This window comes from Streptomyces sp. GL_140, assembly GCF_057834465.1.
This window is the reverse complement of sequence record NZ_CM174404.1, coordinates 7,743,223-7,758,781: the sequence shown is the minus strand read 5'-3', so window position 1 is coordinate 7,758,781 and position 15,559 is coordinate 7,743,223. Positions and strand designations below refer to the sequence as shown.

9 protein-coding genes are annotated in these 15,559 nt (G+C 73.3%); 7 read left to right on the top strand and 2 right to left on the bottom strand.

The window, feature by feature from the left end; all coding sequences use genetic code 11:
* The first annotated feature begins 26 nt into the window (after nucleotides 1–26).
* The 4 genes from AC3IYJ_RS36045 to AC3IYJ_RS36030 all read left to right on the top strand — a co-directional run bounded on the left by AC3IYJ_RS36045 (nucleotide 27) and on the right by AC3IYJ_RS36030 (nucleotide 8,833).
* Entirely contained in the window at nucleotides 27–1,919 is a 1,893-nt protein-coding gene (locus AC3IYJ_RS36045) for a hypothetical protein (RefSeq protein WP_489398717.1), read from the top strand.
* Entirely contained in the window at nucleotides 1,916–4,936 is a 3,021-nt protein-coding gene (locus tag AC3IYJ_RS36040) for an ATP-binding protein (protein WP_489398716.1), read from the top strand. The genes AC3IYJ_RS36045 and AC3IYJ_RS36040 overlap by 4 nt, the downstream gene beginning before the upstream one ends.
* A complete protein-coding gene (locus AC3IYJ_RS36035) occupies nucleotides 4,933–6,873 on the top strand; it encodes a hypothetical protein (RefSeq protein ID WP_489398715.1) in 1,941 nt (646 codons plus the stop codon). The genes AC3IYJ_RS36040 and AC3IYJ_RS36035 overlap by 4 nt, the downstream gene beginning before the upstream one ends.
* Before the next feature lie 1,045 nt (nucleotides 6,874–7,918).
* Nucleotides 7,919–8,833 (top strand): hypothetical protein, encoded by a 915-nt coding sequence (locus tag AC3IYJ_RS36030; RefSeq protein WP_489398714.1) that lies wholly within the window; start codon nucleotides 7,919–7,921, stop codon nucleotides 8,831–8,833.
* A gap of 10 nt (nucleotides 8,834–8,843) precedes the next feature.
* On the opposite strand, the gene AC3IYJ_RS36025 is transcribed toward AC3IYJ_RS36030, so the two are convergent.
* On the bottom strand, nucleotides 8,844–9,662 hold the full coding sequence (locus AC3IYJ_RS36025) for a winged helix-turn-helix domain-containing protein (RefSeq protein ID WP_489398713.1): 819 nt from the start codon (nucleotides 9,660–9,662) through the stop codon (nucleotides 8,844–8,846).
* Between the two features lie 136 nt (nucleotides 9,663–9,798).
* On the bottom strand, nucleotides 9,799–11,412 hold the full coding sequence (locus AC3IYJ_RS36020; protein WP_489398712.1) for an IucA/IucC family protein: 1,614 nt from the start codon (nucleotides 11,410–11,412) through the stop codon (nucleotides 9,799–9,801).
* A gap of 133 nt (nucleotides 11,413–11,545) precedes the next feature.
* Here AC3IYJ_RS36020 and AC3IYJ_RS36015 point away from each other — a divergent pair, with 133 nt between their 5' ends.
* The 3 genes from AC3IYJ_RS36015 to AC3IYJ_RS36005 all read left to right on the top strand — a co-directional run bounded on the left by AC3IYJ_RS36015 (nucleotide 11,546) and on the right by AC3IYJ_RS36005 (nucleotide 15,539).
* The gene (locus tag AC3IYJ_RS36015; protein ID WP_489398711.1) at nucleotides 11,546–13,129 is read left to right on the top strand and encodes an IucA/IucC family protein; all 1,584 of its coding nucleotides are present in this window, start codon (nucleotides 11,546–11,548) and stop codon (nucleotides 13,127–13,129) included.
* Between the two features lie 104 nt (nucleotides 13,130–13,233).
* Nucleotides 13,234–13,890 carry a class I SAM-dependent methyltransferase gene (locus AC3IYJ_RS36010; RefSeq protein WP_489398710.1) on the top strand — a complete coding sequence of 219 codons (657 nt, stop codon included), beginning with the start codon at nucleotides 13,234–13,236 and terminating at the stop codon, nucleotides 13,888–13,890.
* A 128-nt stretch (nucleotides 13,891–14,018) separates the two neighbouring features.
* Nucleotides 14,019–15,539 (top strand): FAD-binding oxidoreductase, encoded by a 1,521-nt coding sequence (locus AC3IYJ_RS36005; protein WP_489398709.1) that lies wholly within the window; start codon nucleotides 14,019–14,021, stop codon nucleotides 15,537–15,539.
* The last annotated feature ends 20 nt before the right edge of the window (nucleotides 15,540–15,559 follow it).

Here is a 15,559-nt window from a genome sequence, read left to right as displayed (position 1 = left end):
GCTCCGACATTCAACGGGGGGTCGTGATGAGTGCTGCCGAGGGCGTGACCGAGCTCGGGGAAGAGGGCGGTCCGGGAGGCCGGGAGAAGGAGGATGACGCGGCCGGCGCGGAGTTGGCGCTGCGCGTCTTCACCGGGGACGAGCGTTTGGGCTGGGAATTCGTCCAGCCTCCCGCGCCTCCGGCACACCGCGATGCCGGCAACCCGCCCGTGTACACGGCCCCTTCCGACGCCGAGGTGCGCTCCGCCCGGGAGCGGGCCATGGACGGCAGGAAGACCTCCGGCGCCGGCTGCGCGATCCTGATCGCGGGCATCGCCGCTCTCGCGGCCGGCGGGGTGGGGGCCGCGGTCGTCGTCATGGTGCTCGTCATCGTCGTGTTCGTCATGACCTCGCCCGGGGCCAGGCTGCGGGCCGCCGAACGCCGGTTGGCCTCCGCGAGGGAGCAGGCCCGCAGGGACCACGAGGCGCGCACGAGCGCCTGGCAGCAGAAACTCGCCGCCCACAACGCCGGGCACCTCCGCCACAACGAGACGCTGGACACCTGGTTCCCGATCTCGCTCACCTCCAAGCCCAGCCGGATCGACGTCTTCGGCGGTACGGGCAACGGCTGGGCGAGCCTGCTCGCCACGCTCGGCGGACCGCTCCTCGGCGGCGGACAGCCGGTGGTGGTCCTCGACCTCAGCCAGCAGGCGGTGGCCCTGGAGCTGGCCGGGCTCGCCGCCCGGCGCGGGGTCGCCGTCAGTCACGTACCCATGCCCGGAGCCCTGCTCGGCCAGGACCTGCGCGAGGAGTTCACCTCCGAGGAACTGGCCGAGGCCCTGGCCGAGGCGTTGGGGTCCATGCGCCCGCCCGGCGCGGACATCGACCTCCACACCATCGACGTGGACGTCGTCCAGACCGTGGCCGACCTGCTGGAAGGCCCGGTGACCTTCGCCCGCCTCGCCGCCGGCCTGCGCGTCCTGCTCCGCGTGTACGACGTGGACACCCAAGGGCCGGGCGCGCTCAGCCCGTCCGAGGTGGACTCGATCACCCAGGCCGTCGACCTGCTGGGCCAGGGCGAGCGCGTCCAGAACGAGCTCCGCTACGTACGGGCCCAGACGGAGCTCCTCACGAAGGCCGAGACGGTGGCCGCCCCGGGCGCCCTCGCGTCGGGCTGGTGGCGGCCCGGCGCTCTGACCGTCGTCACCACCGAGGACCTGGTCCAGCGCCGCAAGGACCTGACGGACCGCTTCGTCTTCTTCCAGCTGCTCCACACCCTGCGCAAGCGCGCCGTCGCCCCCGGCTCGGGCACCCTCGTCGTCGCCGGAGCGGACCACCTGGGCCGGGAGGCCCTCGAAGCCATGGCGCGCCAGGCACGTACCGCGGGAGTGCGCCTGGTCTTCCTCCTGGAACACCTCAGGGAGGCCACCGTCCAGGTCGCCGGCGGATCCGACAGCGCGACGGTGTTCATGCGCATGGGCAACGGCGAGGAGGCCAAGGCGGCCGCGCAGTTCATCGGCCAGGAACACAAGTTCCTCGTGAACCAACTGACCCGGCAGGTCGGGGAGACCCTCACCGAGGGGCGCGGCACGAGCTACAGCTATCAGCGCGGAGTGTCGGACACGGACGGCTTCAACCGGGGCGGAGGCTGGAAGTCCGGCAGCACCTGGGGCAGTTCCCGCTCCTACTCCACCTCCCTGTCCCGGAGCTGGCAGGACTCGACGAACACCTCGACCGCCCGATCGACGACGACCGGCGAAAACCTCACCCGCGTCTACGAGTTCACCATCGAGCCAACCCAGCTCCAGGCCCTTCCCGTGACCGGACTGGTGCTCGTCGAGGCCGGCCCGGGCGGTCGCCGCGTCGTGTTCGGGGACTGCAGTCCGGGGATCAACTTCCTGCCCCGGCTGTCCACCCGGCCGCGCCCGAGCCTGACGTGACCGGGGAGCTCGGCGCCCCGCCCCGACCCGCGGGGCTCGCCGCGTACCGATTCCACCGGCTGCTCACCGTGCCCCGCCGCCCGGAGGACCCGCGCACCGAGGACCGTACCGCCGCGCAGCTCACCGCCGCCGTGACGGCGGCGCATGCCGTACTCGGCCACCTCGGGGCGGCGGACCCGCACGGGGCGGCCCCGGTGGGGCTCGCCGCGGCGTGGGTCCGCCCGGGTCCCCACCAGCCGATGCACTTCCTCGTGGGCGGAAGCCCGTACTTCCCGCCCGCCGGGCCGGAGCCGCGCTCGGAAGGCGAGAGTCCGTTGAGCTATCCGCCGGGTGCGACCGCCCGCGGCGTCCCGGCGGGCGAGGCCCGCGCGCTGCTGGAGCGGATGCCGTACTGGCTGCCCTGCCTCGGATCCCACGACGCCTTGCGGATGGGCGACGACGAGCGCGCCCTGCCGACGGAGCGCCGCGGCTCCTTCGACGACTCCGTGGCCCACCTCCCGGACGCCTTCGCCTGGCTGGTGCTGGCCGAGCCCGTCCCGTACGAGCGGCTGGAACGGGAGCGCGGAGCACTGTCCGTACAGCTGCCCCGGCTGCGCCAACGGGAGAACTCCGAGGCCGACCGGGTGGCGGCCGAGCGTGCCGAGGCCCGATATCGCGAGCTGACGCGAGCGCTCGCCACCGGGGTCTGGAACGTACGCGTACTGGTCGGCGCCGAGCGGCCCGAGTCCGTACTCGCCTCGGCGGCGCTGCTGTGCGGTGCGGGTGATCTGGACGAGCTGCCGTACGTCCTCGTACCCGCCCGGCGTCCCGTGCCCCTGACGGACGCGCTGGCCGTGTCCACCCCCGCCACCAACGGGTCCGGACCGCCGGGAGCCACTCCCTTCATCGCCACCGCAGAACTGGTCGCGGCGCTCGCCAGGCCCCCGCAGCGCGAACTGCCCGGCATCCGCACGGTCGCCCCGAACCGCTTCGACGTCACCGCCGACGACCCGGGGGAGGCCGCGGCCGCAGACGGCTTCCTGATCGGCGACATCCTGGACGAGTCCCTGTCCGCCGCGGGCCGGCTCCACGTGTCACGCTCGACCCTGAACCGCCACGCCTTCGTCTGCGGGGCCACCGGTTCGGGCAAGTCCCAGACGGTACGGAGCCTGCTCACCGCCCTGTCCACCCACGAGCGGCCGATCCCCTGGCTGGCGGTCGAGCCCGCCAAGGCCGAGTACGCGCGCATGGCCGGACGCCTCGCCTCGGCGGGCGCAGCGGAGGCGGCGCGCCGGGTCACCGTGATCCGGCCCGGGGACGTGGACGTCCCGCCCGCCTCGCTCAACCCGCTGGAGCCGGAGCCCGGATTCCCGCTCCAGAGCCACGTGGACCTCGTACGGGCCCTCTTCCTGGCGGCGTTCGAGGGACACGAGCCGTTCCCGCAGGTGCTGGCCCGGGCCCTGTCCCAGTGCTACACGGCGGCCGGGTGGGACCTCGTCACCGGCGAGCCGCGCCCGCCCCACAAGCCCAAGTACCTGCTGGACGAGCCGGACGAGCCCCGGACGGCGGTCTACCCCACGCTCGGCGATCTCCAGTCGACGGCCCGGCAGGTCGTGGAGATGATCGGGTACGGCAAGGAAGTCACCGCGGACGTCAGGGGGTTCGTCGACGTCCGCATGGGCTCACTGCGGGAGGGCACGCCGGGCCAGTTCTTCGAGGGCGGTCATCCGCTGGACATCGCGGGCCTGTTGTCCGGAAACGTGGTCCTGGAGCTGGAATCGATCACGAACGACCAGGACAAGGCCTTCCTCATCGGCGCCGTACTGATCCGGCTCGTCGAGCACCTGCGGGTCCACCACGGCGCGGGAGGCGTGCCCTTGCGCCACGTCCTGGTGGTGGAGGAGGCGCACCGGCTGCTCAAGAACGTCGAGGACGGCCCCGCGGCCGCGGCCGTCGAACTCTTCGCCTCGCTCCTCGCCGAGATCCGCGCGTACGGCGAGGGCGTCGTCATCGTGGAACAGATACCCAGCAAGATCCTGCCCGACGTCATCAAGAACAGCGCGCTGAAGATCATGCACAGGCTCCCCGCGGAGGACGACCGCCGGTCCGTGGGCGCCACCATGAACCTCCAGCAGGAGCAGAGCGAGAACGTCGTCGCGCTGCCGCCGGGACGCGCCGCGGTGGCCGCCGACGGCATGGACCGGCCGGTGCTGACGGCGATCCCGCACGGTGAACACGACGAGAGCACCAAGGACGCGTCGACGGCACCGCCCCTGCTCACCGGCCGCAGCCCGCTCTGCGGAGCCTCCTGCCGCCGCGAGCCGTGCACCCTGCGCACGATGAACGACTCCCACCACCGCTCCGTGGTCCCGCTCCACCTGATCTGGGCGGAAGTGGCCGCGATGGCCCAGGCGATGGGCATGGCCGCTCCCGAGCCGAGCGAGGTGGTCCGCTCCTGGCTGACGGCGCTCCCCGCGCGCGACCTGGAGTGCACCCTCGTGTACCTGGTGGAACGGGCCGTCGGCGCGCGCGATTCCCTGATGCGCGACGAGGTCGACCCGGCGGACTTCGCGGACCGACTGCACGCGGTACTGGCCTGCGCGCTACGCGGTGTGGAGCCCCCGGCCGAGGACCTGCGCCGCTACACCTACGCCAACTACCGCTTCCGGGACGTGATCCGGGTGATCTCGCGGGCCCGTAAGGCGAATCCGAACGGCCCGCACAGCTACCCCGAGCACGCGGCCCAGTGGGCGGCCCGAGGCCTGGTCCTGACCGGAACCTCGGGCACGGACCACCGCCTCCAGGTCCATGCCCTGCCCGGCTACGGACCTGAGAAGGTCCACGCCCGGGTCGGCGACGTGGACCGCAGCGGCCTGCGCGACGCGGTGTCGGCGGTGACGGGCGGCACGACGCGGGAACACGTCACACGGGCTTTCGCACTGGCCTGCGCGGACGGTCCGCTGCTGACGGCGGTAGTGGCCGAGACGGCGGTGCGCGTGGCCATGGTGTGCGCCGCGGGAAGGGAGACCCGTCCATGAGCGAGCTCGGCGGCGCGTCCGACGCGCCACCCCCTCCCCCGCCCCCACCACCGCCGGTCGACGCACAGGCTCCCCGTGACGGGGACGAACCGGACGAGGCGGGATCCGAGGACACGGGCGCCCAGGACGCCTCCCAGGACGACCCGGACGCCCTCGACCCGGATCCAGAACCCGAACCGGACGACGTCCCCACCCCAGAGCAGCCGACGGACACCAACGCCGACGCTGACGCCGACATGCAGGAACCCCAGGCAGAGGCCGACCAGCCGGAGCCCGACGCGCCGCCGACCGACCAGGACCCCCCGAACACCCCCGACCACCCCACACCCGACACCCCGACCCCCACCTCCCCCGAAGACTCCACCCCCACCGACCAGACCTCGGACACCCCTGAACCGGAACCGGAACCGGAGCCGGAGCCGGAACCCGAACCTGAGCCCGAACCAGAGCCGGAACCCGAGCCGGAGCCCGAGCCGGAACCCGAACCAGAGCCAGAGCCGGAGCCAGAGCCCGAACCGGAACCCGAACCAGAGCCGGAGCCAGAGCTCGAACCAGAGCCAGAGCCAGAGCCAGAGCCAGAGCCCGAACCGGAGCCCGAACAACCAGAGCCGGATACAGATACGCATACGGAAGCCGAATCCGTACCCGCGCCGAAGGACGAATCCGAACGCGAACCCCAGGTCGAGGAGGAGCCCGAACCCGAACGGGACCCCGAATCGGACACACAGGCAACACCACAGGACGGCCGACCCGTCGACCCGCCCGGGGAAGACCCGTCCGAGGCGTCGCCGACCGAGGCCGACCGTCCCGAGCGGGACGAGGCTCCGCAGGAAGCACAGGACGGGGACACCCCGTCCGATCGGTCAGGCACGCCCGATCGGACCGACGCCCAAGACCAGGACTCCGACGAAGAACCCGCCGCCGAGGGAGCGGACGGCCAGGCCTCGCCTGCCGACGAAACGGTCGAGGCGGCGGTGAAGATCGCCGAAGGCACGGTCAAGCTCGCCGCCGCCGCGACCGAGGCCGCCGCGAACATCGCGGGACAAGCCGTCAACGCCGCGGAAGGCGCCGCTGCCGGCGCGTCCTTCTACTCCCGCGCCGACTCTCTCAACCGGGGCGTCACCGAGGCTCGCGGTTCGAGCCCGGACACTCCCCAGGATCCCGAGCCAACCGATTCGCACGCCGAGACTCCCCAACCCGGAGAGGTTCCCGCCCAGTACGACGCGGCCAATGCGGATGCCCCGGAGCCAGCCCCTGAAGCCCAAGAGACGAGGGCACCAGAACCGGACCGTGCGCAGACTGGAGAGACCGACGGCGCATCCAACGACACCGCAACGGCCCAGCAACTTGAGGAGCGTGGAGAACCAGCGGAGGCACGTGCTGGCGAAAGCGCTGACACCGCGGCTCCTGACAGCGCCGACGAGAAGCGAGCATCCAGCCGGACCTCGGAAGTCGGAGCCCGTGCCCAGGCAGACGGTGAGGCCAGGAGCGACGCCCGCCGCCCGCTCCAAGGCGTCCAATCAACAGTGCGTCAGGCAATCGGGGCTGCTAGGAATCGGGCGAACGACACCTACATCGGGCGACGGTTGACGGGGCGGCCCATGGAGCCGTGGTCAAGCAACCGAGAGTTGCACCGGAGCCTCGAAGGGGAGCGTCCGACAGCAAATGCAGTGGTCGGTGATCTGGAGGCGTTGGAGCGCGGGAACGGAACGATTGGGTACAAGGACGTGAATGCCAAAGCCCGGTCGGACGACGATCTGATCGAATCCGTTTTCTCACCTCGCGACGGGCAGTACATCTCGACGCATGTTGACCGGCCCGGCGTGATAGGGCAAGGAAACCACAGAGCCCAGGAACTCTTGGATCGAGCCAAGGATCCGGCCAATACAAAGATCGACTTTTCCACCCCGATATTCATCCACCGTGTCGGCGAGTGACGACACCAGGCATGACTTGCGGAGCGGCCATCCGAAAGGCCGAGTAGCAGAACGGGTAGTCACATGAACCCGGAGGCGTCTCATCAAAGGAGTGGCACGTGAGTGCAGGGGGGCAGTCGGGCGGCGAGGAGCTGGCCGGTGGGGTGTTCGGGGGGAATGAGCGGTGGGGGTGGGAGTACGTGGTGCCGGACGGGCCCGTCGCACATCCGGCGAGCGGGACTCCGCCGGTCTGGTACGAGCCCCATTTGCCGGAGTTGGCTCAGCAGGAGAGGCAGCTCTCCGGTCAGGTGATGAGCGGGGGCAAGATCGCAGGCATCGCCCTTGCCATCGGCGTCGGCGGGCTCCTGGTGGTGGGGCTGTTCGCGCCGGTCCTGGCAGTCCTGTTCCTCGCCGTCGTGCTGAGCCTCAAGCCGGGGCGTCGCCTCGACGAGGTCCGCCGCCGGATCGCCGAGGAGCGCAATCGGCAATGGGCCCTGCACCAGGAGCAACTGGGATCCTGGCAGCAGATGGTGGACGGGTACTGGCAGGCGCAGTTGCGGCGGCAGGCCGCGGCAGACACCTGGTTCCCGCTGGTCCTCGGTTCGGGCCAGGCCCGGATCGACGTCATCGGCGGTACCGGCGACGGCTGGGCCAGTCTGCTGGCCACCACTTGCGGCCCCACGCTCACCGGCGGGCAGACTCTGCTCGTCGTCGACATGACGGAGCAGGCCGTCGCGCTGGAGCTGGCGGGACTGGCCGCGCACCGTGGAGTTCCGGCCGCGCACGTCCCGTTCCCCGCGGCAGCCCTCCGTACCGATCTGGGCGCCGAGTTCGAGCCCGAGGACCTGGCGGACTCCCTGGCCGGCGCCCTGGCCACCATGAGGCAGCCCGGCACCGACACCGATCTGGCCGGGATCGACGCGACCGTGGTCCGCACCGTGGCCAGATCGGTGTCGGTGCCGGGCTGGCCGGGATCGACGCGACCGTGGTCCGCACCGTGGCCCGACGCCTCGACGCCCCCGTCACATACACCCGACTGGCGGCGGGTCTGGCCGTGCTGCTGCGCATGTACGAACCGGGGGCCGACGGTTCCGGCCCGCTCTCGGCCACCGAGGTCGCCAGGCTCACCGAGGCCATCGACTCGGTGGGCGGCGGCGAGCGCCGGATCGCCGAACTGCACTATGTGAAGGAGCAGTTGGAGTCCCTCTGTGAAGCGAAGGGCGACCTGGACGAGGCGGCGGAGGGGACGGCCGCCGGGTGGTGGGTGCCGGGACGGCTCACCGTGCTCTCGACCGACGGCCTCGGCCCCCGCCGCAAGGACCTGGCCGACCGGATCCTGTTCTTCCGGGTGCTGCACGCACTGCGTTCACGCACCTTCGCGCCCGGAACCGGCACTCTGGTCATCGCCGGCGCCGACCACTTGGGCCGTGACGCCCTGGAAATCCTGGCCCGACAGGCCCGGACCGCCGGCGTCCGGCTCGTACTTCTGCTGGAACACTTCCGCGAGGCGGCCGTGCACCTCGCGGGCGGCGCGGGCAGCGCGACCGTGTTCATGCGCATGGGCAACGGCGAAGAGGCTTCGGCCGCGGCCGGGTTCATCGGGCGCGAGCACAAGTTCATCGTCAACCAACTGACCCAGCAGATCGGCGAGACCATCACGTTGGGGTGCGGCGACAGCTACGGGGAACAGTTCGGGGAGTCCTCCACCCACACCTCGGGCAAGGCTCCGTCGACTTCGACCGGGACCTCGCTCTCCCGGAGCTGGCAGCAGAGCGTGAACTCCTCACAGGCGATATCCACGACGAAGGGTGAAACCTCCTCCAGGCTCTACGAGTTCACGGTCGAGCCGACGCAATTGCAGGCGCTGCCCCCGACCGGCCTGGTCCTCGTGGAGACCACCCCCGCGGGCCGCCGCGTGGCCTTCGGGGACTGCAACCCGGGCATCAGCCTGATGCCCCGGGTCTCCCCGCTCCCCCACTGACACCGCCCCTCTAGGTAACCCGCAGGCCGGCAGCAGGGTGGTTGCGGTCGAAGGTCAGCCGGTCCCAGGTGGGGAAGGAGAGGTCGGTGACGGCGAGGAGGCGGCCGGAGGCCTCGTAGAGGGTGCGGCGTACGGAGAGGCCGCCGGCCGGGGTGGCCCGGTGGGGGAAGGTGGTGCGGGTCATGGTGATGGTCTCGGCGACCCGGCCGGTCCGCGCGGCGCGCTCCAGCCAGAGCTGCAGGGGCCCCAGGTCCTCGTCCCGGACGCCGGCCGCCGCACGGTCGCGGTAGCGGCTCAGTTCGGGGGCCCCGGCCACGGCGCGCGGGCAGAGGTACGTCACCGCGTGCCGCCGTGTCTGGCCCGTCGGGCCGGATTCACGGTGGTGGTGGACGAGGGTGCGCTGGCCGCCGCGCATGCCGAGCTGTTCGGCGAGGGCGGGGGCCAGGGTGACCAAGGTGAGCCAGCTCTGCGCGGAGCCTTGGGGGGACCCCTGTGGGGACCCGTGCGCCGATGCGTGCGCCGATCCGTGGACCGATCCCGGTGTGGACCCGTGCGCGGATCCCTGGGCGCCCGGCGGCGGGGGCGGCGCGGGGAGGGCCGGACGGGTGCCGCGGCGGCCGGTGACGACGAGGCCGTCCTCGCGCAGGAACTGGAGAGCGGCCCGGATCGTCTGCCGGTTGACCTCGTACCGGAGCGCCAGGGTGCGCTCGGAGGGCAGTTTGGCTCCGGGGGTGTGGGCGGTGCGGTCGATCTCGCGCCGCAGCGCTGCGGCGATCCGCTGGTACTTGGGCATGGCGGCCGGGCCGCCGCCCCGCGAAGGGGAGGGCATGGCTTCTCCTCTGACGGGTGGTCAAGGACTGCGCGGTCTGCCCGATCAACCTAGCATTGGTCTATACCTTTAAGTGAGGGGTCCCCGGCAACCCTTCCGTGATTGGCCGGAACCCCACCGCCCGCTCCGCTGCCGCTCAGTCGTGCAGGGGGTTGGGAAGCGGCAGGTAACGGGCGTCCGCGCCGTCGGCCCGGGTCCAGCGCAGCAGCAGGTTGGTCTTGGCCGGGAGGCTGGGGGCGGCCAGCAGGGCGCGGATCTCGGGGAGGTCGTGGGCGGAGTCGAAGCGCAGGAACTCCTCGCGGGCCGCGGGCCACAGGGACCCGGCCACCTGCGGATGGTGCTGGGCGAGGGCCCCCGCGATCTCGGTCAGGTGGTTGACCACCAGGCAGTAGACCAGCCGCTGCCAGGCGGCTGCGCGCTCCGGGTCGGGCAGCAGCTTCACGCCTTCCGCGTCCCGGAAGAGGGCCTGGGCCGGCATCCCCTCGGCGTCGACGGCGACCAGGGTGTTCTGGAGGTGGGCCTCCAGGACGATGCCGTGCCGGGCGAAGAGGTGCAGCACGGGCGGTACCACCTGGCGCAGGTACGCCTTCCACCACCCGGCCGGGTCGGCCGTGACGGCCGGCGGGCTGCCCGGGTAGCCCTCCGCCAGCGCCGCGGCCAGCAGCGGCGTGAGGCCGGGTTCGGCGTGCGCCCGCAGGCCGTCGCGGACCAGCACCGCGAGCTCCTCGAAGGCGAACGCCGCCGTGCGGTAGCCCCGGTCGGGGAGCCAGGCCGCGTTCGATCCGGTCGCGCGCAGCTCCGCGAAACCCGCCTCGACCGCCGCGTCCGTGCGGCGGAGCTTGAGGAGGTCGTGCCGCCACAGCCGGCGCACGTCGTTGGTGATGCGCACGTCGAGGCTGAACTTCACGAAGAGGTCGCCGTCGTCCGGGACCTCGGCCGCCGGAGCCCCCGGACCGGCATCCGGAGCGACGTCCGCGCCGGCGTCCGGACCGGCGCCGCCGGGCACGTACAGGGTCCGGATCGAGGCGGTGGGCCAGACCGGCCGCCGACCGGTCCCCAGCCGCAGCATCCGCCCGTCCGCGAAGGCCTCGCGCACCGCGCGGCGGGACCCGACCAGGTCGAGCTGCCAGGGGTGGGCGGGCAGCAGCCGGTAACCGGCGGGCGGGAGCGGCCCGCCCGCTGCCGCCGCCAACGAGTCGATCGCGGCGGCCGCGCGCGGCCCGCCCTCCTCCACCACCTGGTCCTCGCGCAGCCCGAGGAAGACCAGCGGGAACCGGGCGTGCGCCTCCGGGGCGTACGGGAGCCAGCTCGCGGCCGGGGCGCCGCCCCGGGCCTTGGGCGCGGGGTGGTACGGATGCCCCATGACCAGGGCCTGCTCGGAACGGACGTACGGGTCCTCGGGCGGCTCGGCCACGGCGCGGGCGGCCAGCAGAGCGGCCAGGGTCTCGCGGCTGTCGGCGATCTCCACCGGCAGCTCGTCGTTGGAGACCCCGGTGTACTGGCGCAGTTCGTCGGAGACGAGTTTGACCAGTTCGGTGTGGTTGAGCGGGTGCCAGCCGCCCGCCGTGTGCAGTTCGGGGTCCGCGGGCCGCCGCCCGGCGCGCACGCGCAGCAGTCTGCCGCTGCTCAGCAACCGGTAGGAGCCGTCTCCGGCGGGCTCGGCCGCCTCCCTGAGCAGGCAGTTCAGCAGCGGGGCGGCAGCGTACGCGTCGGCGGCGCTGTCGGCGGCGTTGAGGTCCACTGATTCCATTCGGTCCATCCGGTGCGCCGGAGGTTCGCGGGGCGTCCCACCGGCCGTGATCTTCAGTATCCGCGATGATGAACCGATCATCACGTCACTCGTTCGCGTTCACCCGTGAGAGGACAAGACCCTGGCTTCCAGCATGCACCTCCCCACCACCCCGGCCGAAGAGGCCGTCGCCGCAGAACTGGCAGAACCGGACGGAGCAGAACCGGACGGACCGACCGGACCGACCGGACCGGCCGGACCGGCCGACCGCCCCGCCCTGGGTCCCGCCTACGCCGCCGCACTCCCCGGCGCACGCGCCGCCGTGCTGACCCGGCTGTGGCGGGGGCTCGCCTGTGAACCGCTGCCGTGGGTGGAACGCCGAGAGCGGGGCTCCGACGGGCTCCGGCTGAGGCTCTCCTCGGGTGCCGTGCTGGAGGGCCCGCCGCCGGATCCGTACGCCACCGCGCCCTACGTCACCGAGCTGCTGCTCGACGGCCGCCCGTACCGGCAGGCCGCCCGGCTGGTGGTGGCGCTCGGGCTGCTCCACGGGGAGGAGTTCGCCGCCGAACTCGACGGCAGCACCGCCTCCCTGGCCCTGTCCCGGGCCGGGCAGCCCGCCGGGGAGGGGACCGGGCCGTCGGCCACCTGGGAGTGGGAGCAGCGGGTGGTCGACGGGCACCCGTACCACCCCAACTGTCGCTCCCGGCCCGGCTTCACGGTGGCGGAGCAGATGGCGTACGCACCTGAGCACCGGCCGGTGGTCACGCTCGGGCTGGCCCCCGTACCGACCGGGCAGTGCCTGGTCGCCGGTGACTGGCCGGATTCCTGGCGGGAGGCCGGGCAGATCCTCGTACCGGTCCACCCCTGGCAGGCCGAGCACGTCCTCAAGCAGGGGACGGACCCGTCGGGGATCCGGCCGGGGCCGGCCTCGCACCCGCTGATGTCCCTGCGCACCCTGGCCCCCGCCGACGGCGGACCGCACGTGAAGACCGCGCTCAGCGCCCGGCTCACCTCCTCCGTGCGCGACATCTCCGTCTACTCCGTCGAGACCGCCGCCGTCCTCTCCGACTTCGCGCAGAGCCTGTCCGAACACCTGGACGGCCGCCTCCACGTCACCCGCACCCTGGGCGCCGTCACCGCGCACTGCGCCGACCTGGCCGCCGTGCTCCGCGAGCCGCCCGAGGTGTACGCGGACGCCGGCGCGGGCGAGCGCGTGCTGGCGGTCGCCGCGCTGGCGCTGACCCCGTACGCGCGTTCCGCGTCCTGGCGGGCCGGGTTCGCCCGCCTCGCGCTCTCCGTGTGCCTGCGGGTCCTGGACCTGGGGGTGGCCCTGGAGGCGCACGGCCAGAACCTCCTGGTCGTCCTCGCGGCGGACGGCACCCCGCTGCGCCTCGTCTACCGCGATCTCGCCGACATCCGGATCAGCCCGGCCCGGCTCGCCCGCCACGGCCTGCCGGTGCCCGCGCTGTCGGGCCGTCTGATCACCGATGACGAAACGATTCTGCGCCGCAAGCTCTTCGGTTCCCTGGTGGCCGGGGCGCTCGGTTCCACGGCCGGTTCGGCCGAGGCCCTCGGCGCCGATCTCGCGGCGGCGGCGTCCGGCCTCGCGCCGACGGCCGACACCCGGGCGCTGCTGACCGGTCCGCTGCCGACCAAGGCCCTGACCCTGATGCGGCTGAGCCCCGGCACCCCGGGCGATCAGTGGGCCCACCTGGACAATCCGCTGACCGGGGGCTGAGTTCCGTGCACGGTCGGCACCAGTGCCGCGTCAGGCAGTGTTCGCACCGGACGCCCCTCCCTGAGGGGCGAACGTCGCCCGACGCGGCACTAGTGTTCAGGGGCATGGCACCGACTTCGCACCTGAACGCCGTACGGGCGTCCTACGACACCGTGGCCGCCGACTACGCCCGGCTGCTGAGCACCGAGCTGGCGGGCAAGCCGCTGGACCGGGCGATGCTGGCCGCCTTCGCGGAGTGCGTGCGCGGCGACGATCCGCACGGCGGCCGTGCGGTCGCAGACCTCGGCTGCGGGCCGGGCCGGGTGACGGCGCACCTCGACGGCCTCGGCGTCCGGGCCTTCGGCGTCGACCTGTCCCCCGCGATGGTGGCGGTGGCCCGCCGGACGTATCCGGGGCTGCGGTTCGAGGTCGGCTCGATGGCCGCGCTGGACATAGCGGACGGGGTGCTGGGCGGGGTTCTGGCCTGGTACTCCACGGTCCACACCCCGCCCTCGGAACTGGCTCCGCTGTTCGAGGAATTCGCGCGGGTCCTGGCCCCGGGCGGGTACGCGCTGATCGCGTTCAAGGCGGGCGGGGATCGGCGCAGGCTGGAACACGCGTACGGACATCGGGTGGAGCTCGACGTGTACGAGAACCAGCCCGAGCACATCGCCGCGCTGCTGGCCCGGGCCGGTCTCGCCGAGGTGGCCCGGCTGGTCCGGGAAGCGGACGCCCGGGAGAGGTCCCCGCAGGGGTTCCTGATGGCCCGCAAACCCGCCTGACACCGCCGGGGCCTCCTCGGCGCCGACCGCCCTCCCGGGCCTCCCCGGAATGGGCCGTTCGGGCGGCAACTCGGCCCCGGCGGACCCGCCTTCGCCCCGAACGGGCGCCGCGGTGGCAGGAAGGAGGGATGAGCCTCCACCGCCGCCGGGTCCTCGCGGGCGCCGCCGCCGGCGTACTCGCCTCCCTGGGTGCGACGACCCGCCGCGCGGGACCGGATTTCGGGGCGCTGGCCCGCACCCTCGACGGCCGGGTGATCACGGCGGCCGACGGGGACTACGCCGAGGCCCGCCGGCTCTTCCAGCCCCGCTACGACACGGTCCGGCCGGGCGCGGTGGCCTATCCCGCGCACCCCGGCGACGTGGCCGCCTGTCTGGATTTCGCCCGGAGCTCGACCGTCGCGGTGGTCCCGCGCGGCGGCGGGCACGACTACGCGGGCTGGTCCACCGCCGAGGGCGGGCTGGTCATCGACGTCGGCGCCATGGCGGACGTGTCCGTGATCTCCGGGAGCGAGGTGCGGATCGGCGCGGGCGCCCGGCTCGGCGAGGTGAACGCCACCCTCGCCGGACGGGGCCTGGCCGTCCCGACCGGGCTGTGTCCCTCGGTCGGCATCGCCGGGCTCACCCTCGGCGGCGGGCTGGGCATGGCCTCCCGGTCCTACGGAACCACCTCGGACCAGCTCACCGGCGCGACCGTGGTGACCCCCGACGGAACCGTCCGCCAGGTCGACGCGGACCGCGACCCCGACCTGTTCTGGGCCCTGCGCGGCGGCGGGGGCGGCAACTTCGGTGTGGTCACCGGCTTCCGCTTCCGCCCCCGTCCGGTCGCCGACTGCGCCTTCGCCGAGCTGCACTGGGCCCCCGCCGACTCCGCCGCCGTCCTGCGCGGCTGGCAGCGCTGGCTGGAGGCGCTCCCGGACCCGTTCTGGAGCCAGGTGGAGTTCATGGTCGACGGCGGCCCGGTCGGCGCCCCGGCCCTGCGGGTGCTCTGCCTGGACGGCGGCCGCGGCGAGCTGGACCGGCAGCTGAACCGTCTCTCCGGCCTGGTGGGACGGGAGCCCCGGGACGACTGGAGGGTCGTGCGCGGCTACGGGGACACGGTCCTGGCCATGTCGGGCTGCCTCGACCGGAGCCCGGCCGAATGCCGGCTCCCCGGCACCCTTCCCGGCCACGACCCGCGGGGCCGGCTGGGCCGCGATTCGTATGCCGCCCGCTCCGATTTCTGGGCCCCGGGCGGGCTGACCGGCCCGGCCGCCGAGGCGGTGCTGGCGGCCCTCGGGCGCTACGGCGCGAGCGTGCCGGGCGGCGGGATCGGGGTGGTGCAGTTCGACGGGGTCTGCGGCGGCGCCCTCAACCGGCTCCCGGTGGGGGCCACCGCCTTCGCGCACCGCTCCGCCGGGTTCCTCGCCCAGTACCTCGTCTACTGGCCCGGCCCGGCTCCGGCCGCAGACATCGCCCGGCACCAGGCCTGGCTGGACGGGCTCTGGCGCGACCTGCGCCCCTGGGCGAGCGGAGCCGCGTACCGCAACTACGCCGACCCGAAGCTGACCGGCTGGCGCGAGGCCTACCACGGGCCGAACCTGGCCCGCCTCGAAGAGGTCCGGCGCAGGTACGACCCGGACCGGCTGTTCCGCTTCCCCCAGGCGATCTGACACGACCCAGGACTCCCCAT

Coding starts and splice junctions, on each gene's coding strand:
- AC3IYJ_RS36045 (WP_489398717.1), top strand. CDS start 27: ATGAGTGCTGCCGAGGGCGTGACCGAGCTCGGGGAAGAGGGCGGTCCG.
- AC3IYJ_RS36035 (WP_489398715.1), top strand. CDS start 4,933: ATGAGCGAGCTCGGCGGCGCGTCCGACGCGCCACCCCCTCCCCCGCCC.
- AC3IYJ_RS36030 (WP_489398714.1), top strand. CDS start 7,919: ATGTACGAACCGGGGGCCGACGGTTCCGGCCCGCTCTCGGCCACCGAG.
- AC3IYJ_RS36025 (WP_489398713.1), bottom strand. CDS start 9,662: ATGCCCTCCCCTTCGCGGGGCGGCGGCCCGGCCGCCATGCCCAAGTAC.
- AC3IYJ_RS36020 (WP_489398712.1), bottom strand. CDS start 11,412: ATGGAATCAGTGGACCTCAACGCCGCCGACAGCGCCGCCGACGCGTAC.
- AC3IYJ_RS36015 (WP_489398711.1), top strand. CDS start 11,546: ATGCACCTCCCCACCACCCCGGCCGAAGAGGCCGTCGCCGCAGAACTG.
- AC3IYJ_RS36010 (WP_489398710.1), top strand. CDS start 13,234: ATGGCACCGACTTCGCACCTGAACGCCGTACGGGCGTCCTACGACACC.
- AC3IYJ_RS36005 (WP_489398709.1), top strand. CDS start 14,019: ATGAGCCTCCACCGCCGCCGGGTCCTCGCGGGCGCCGCCGCCGGCGTA.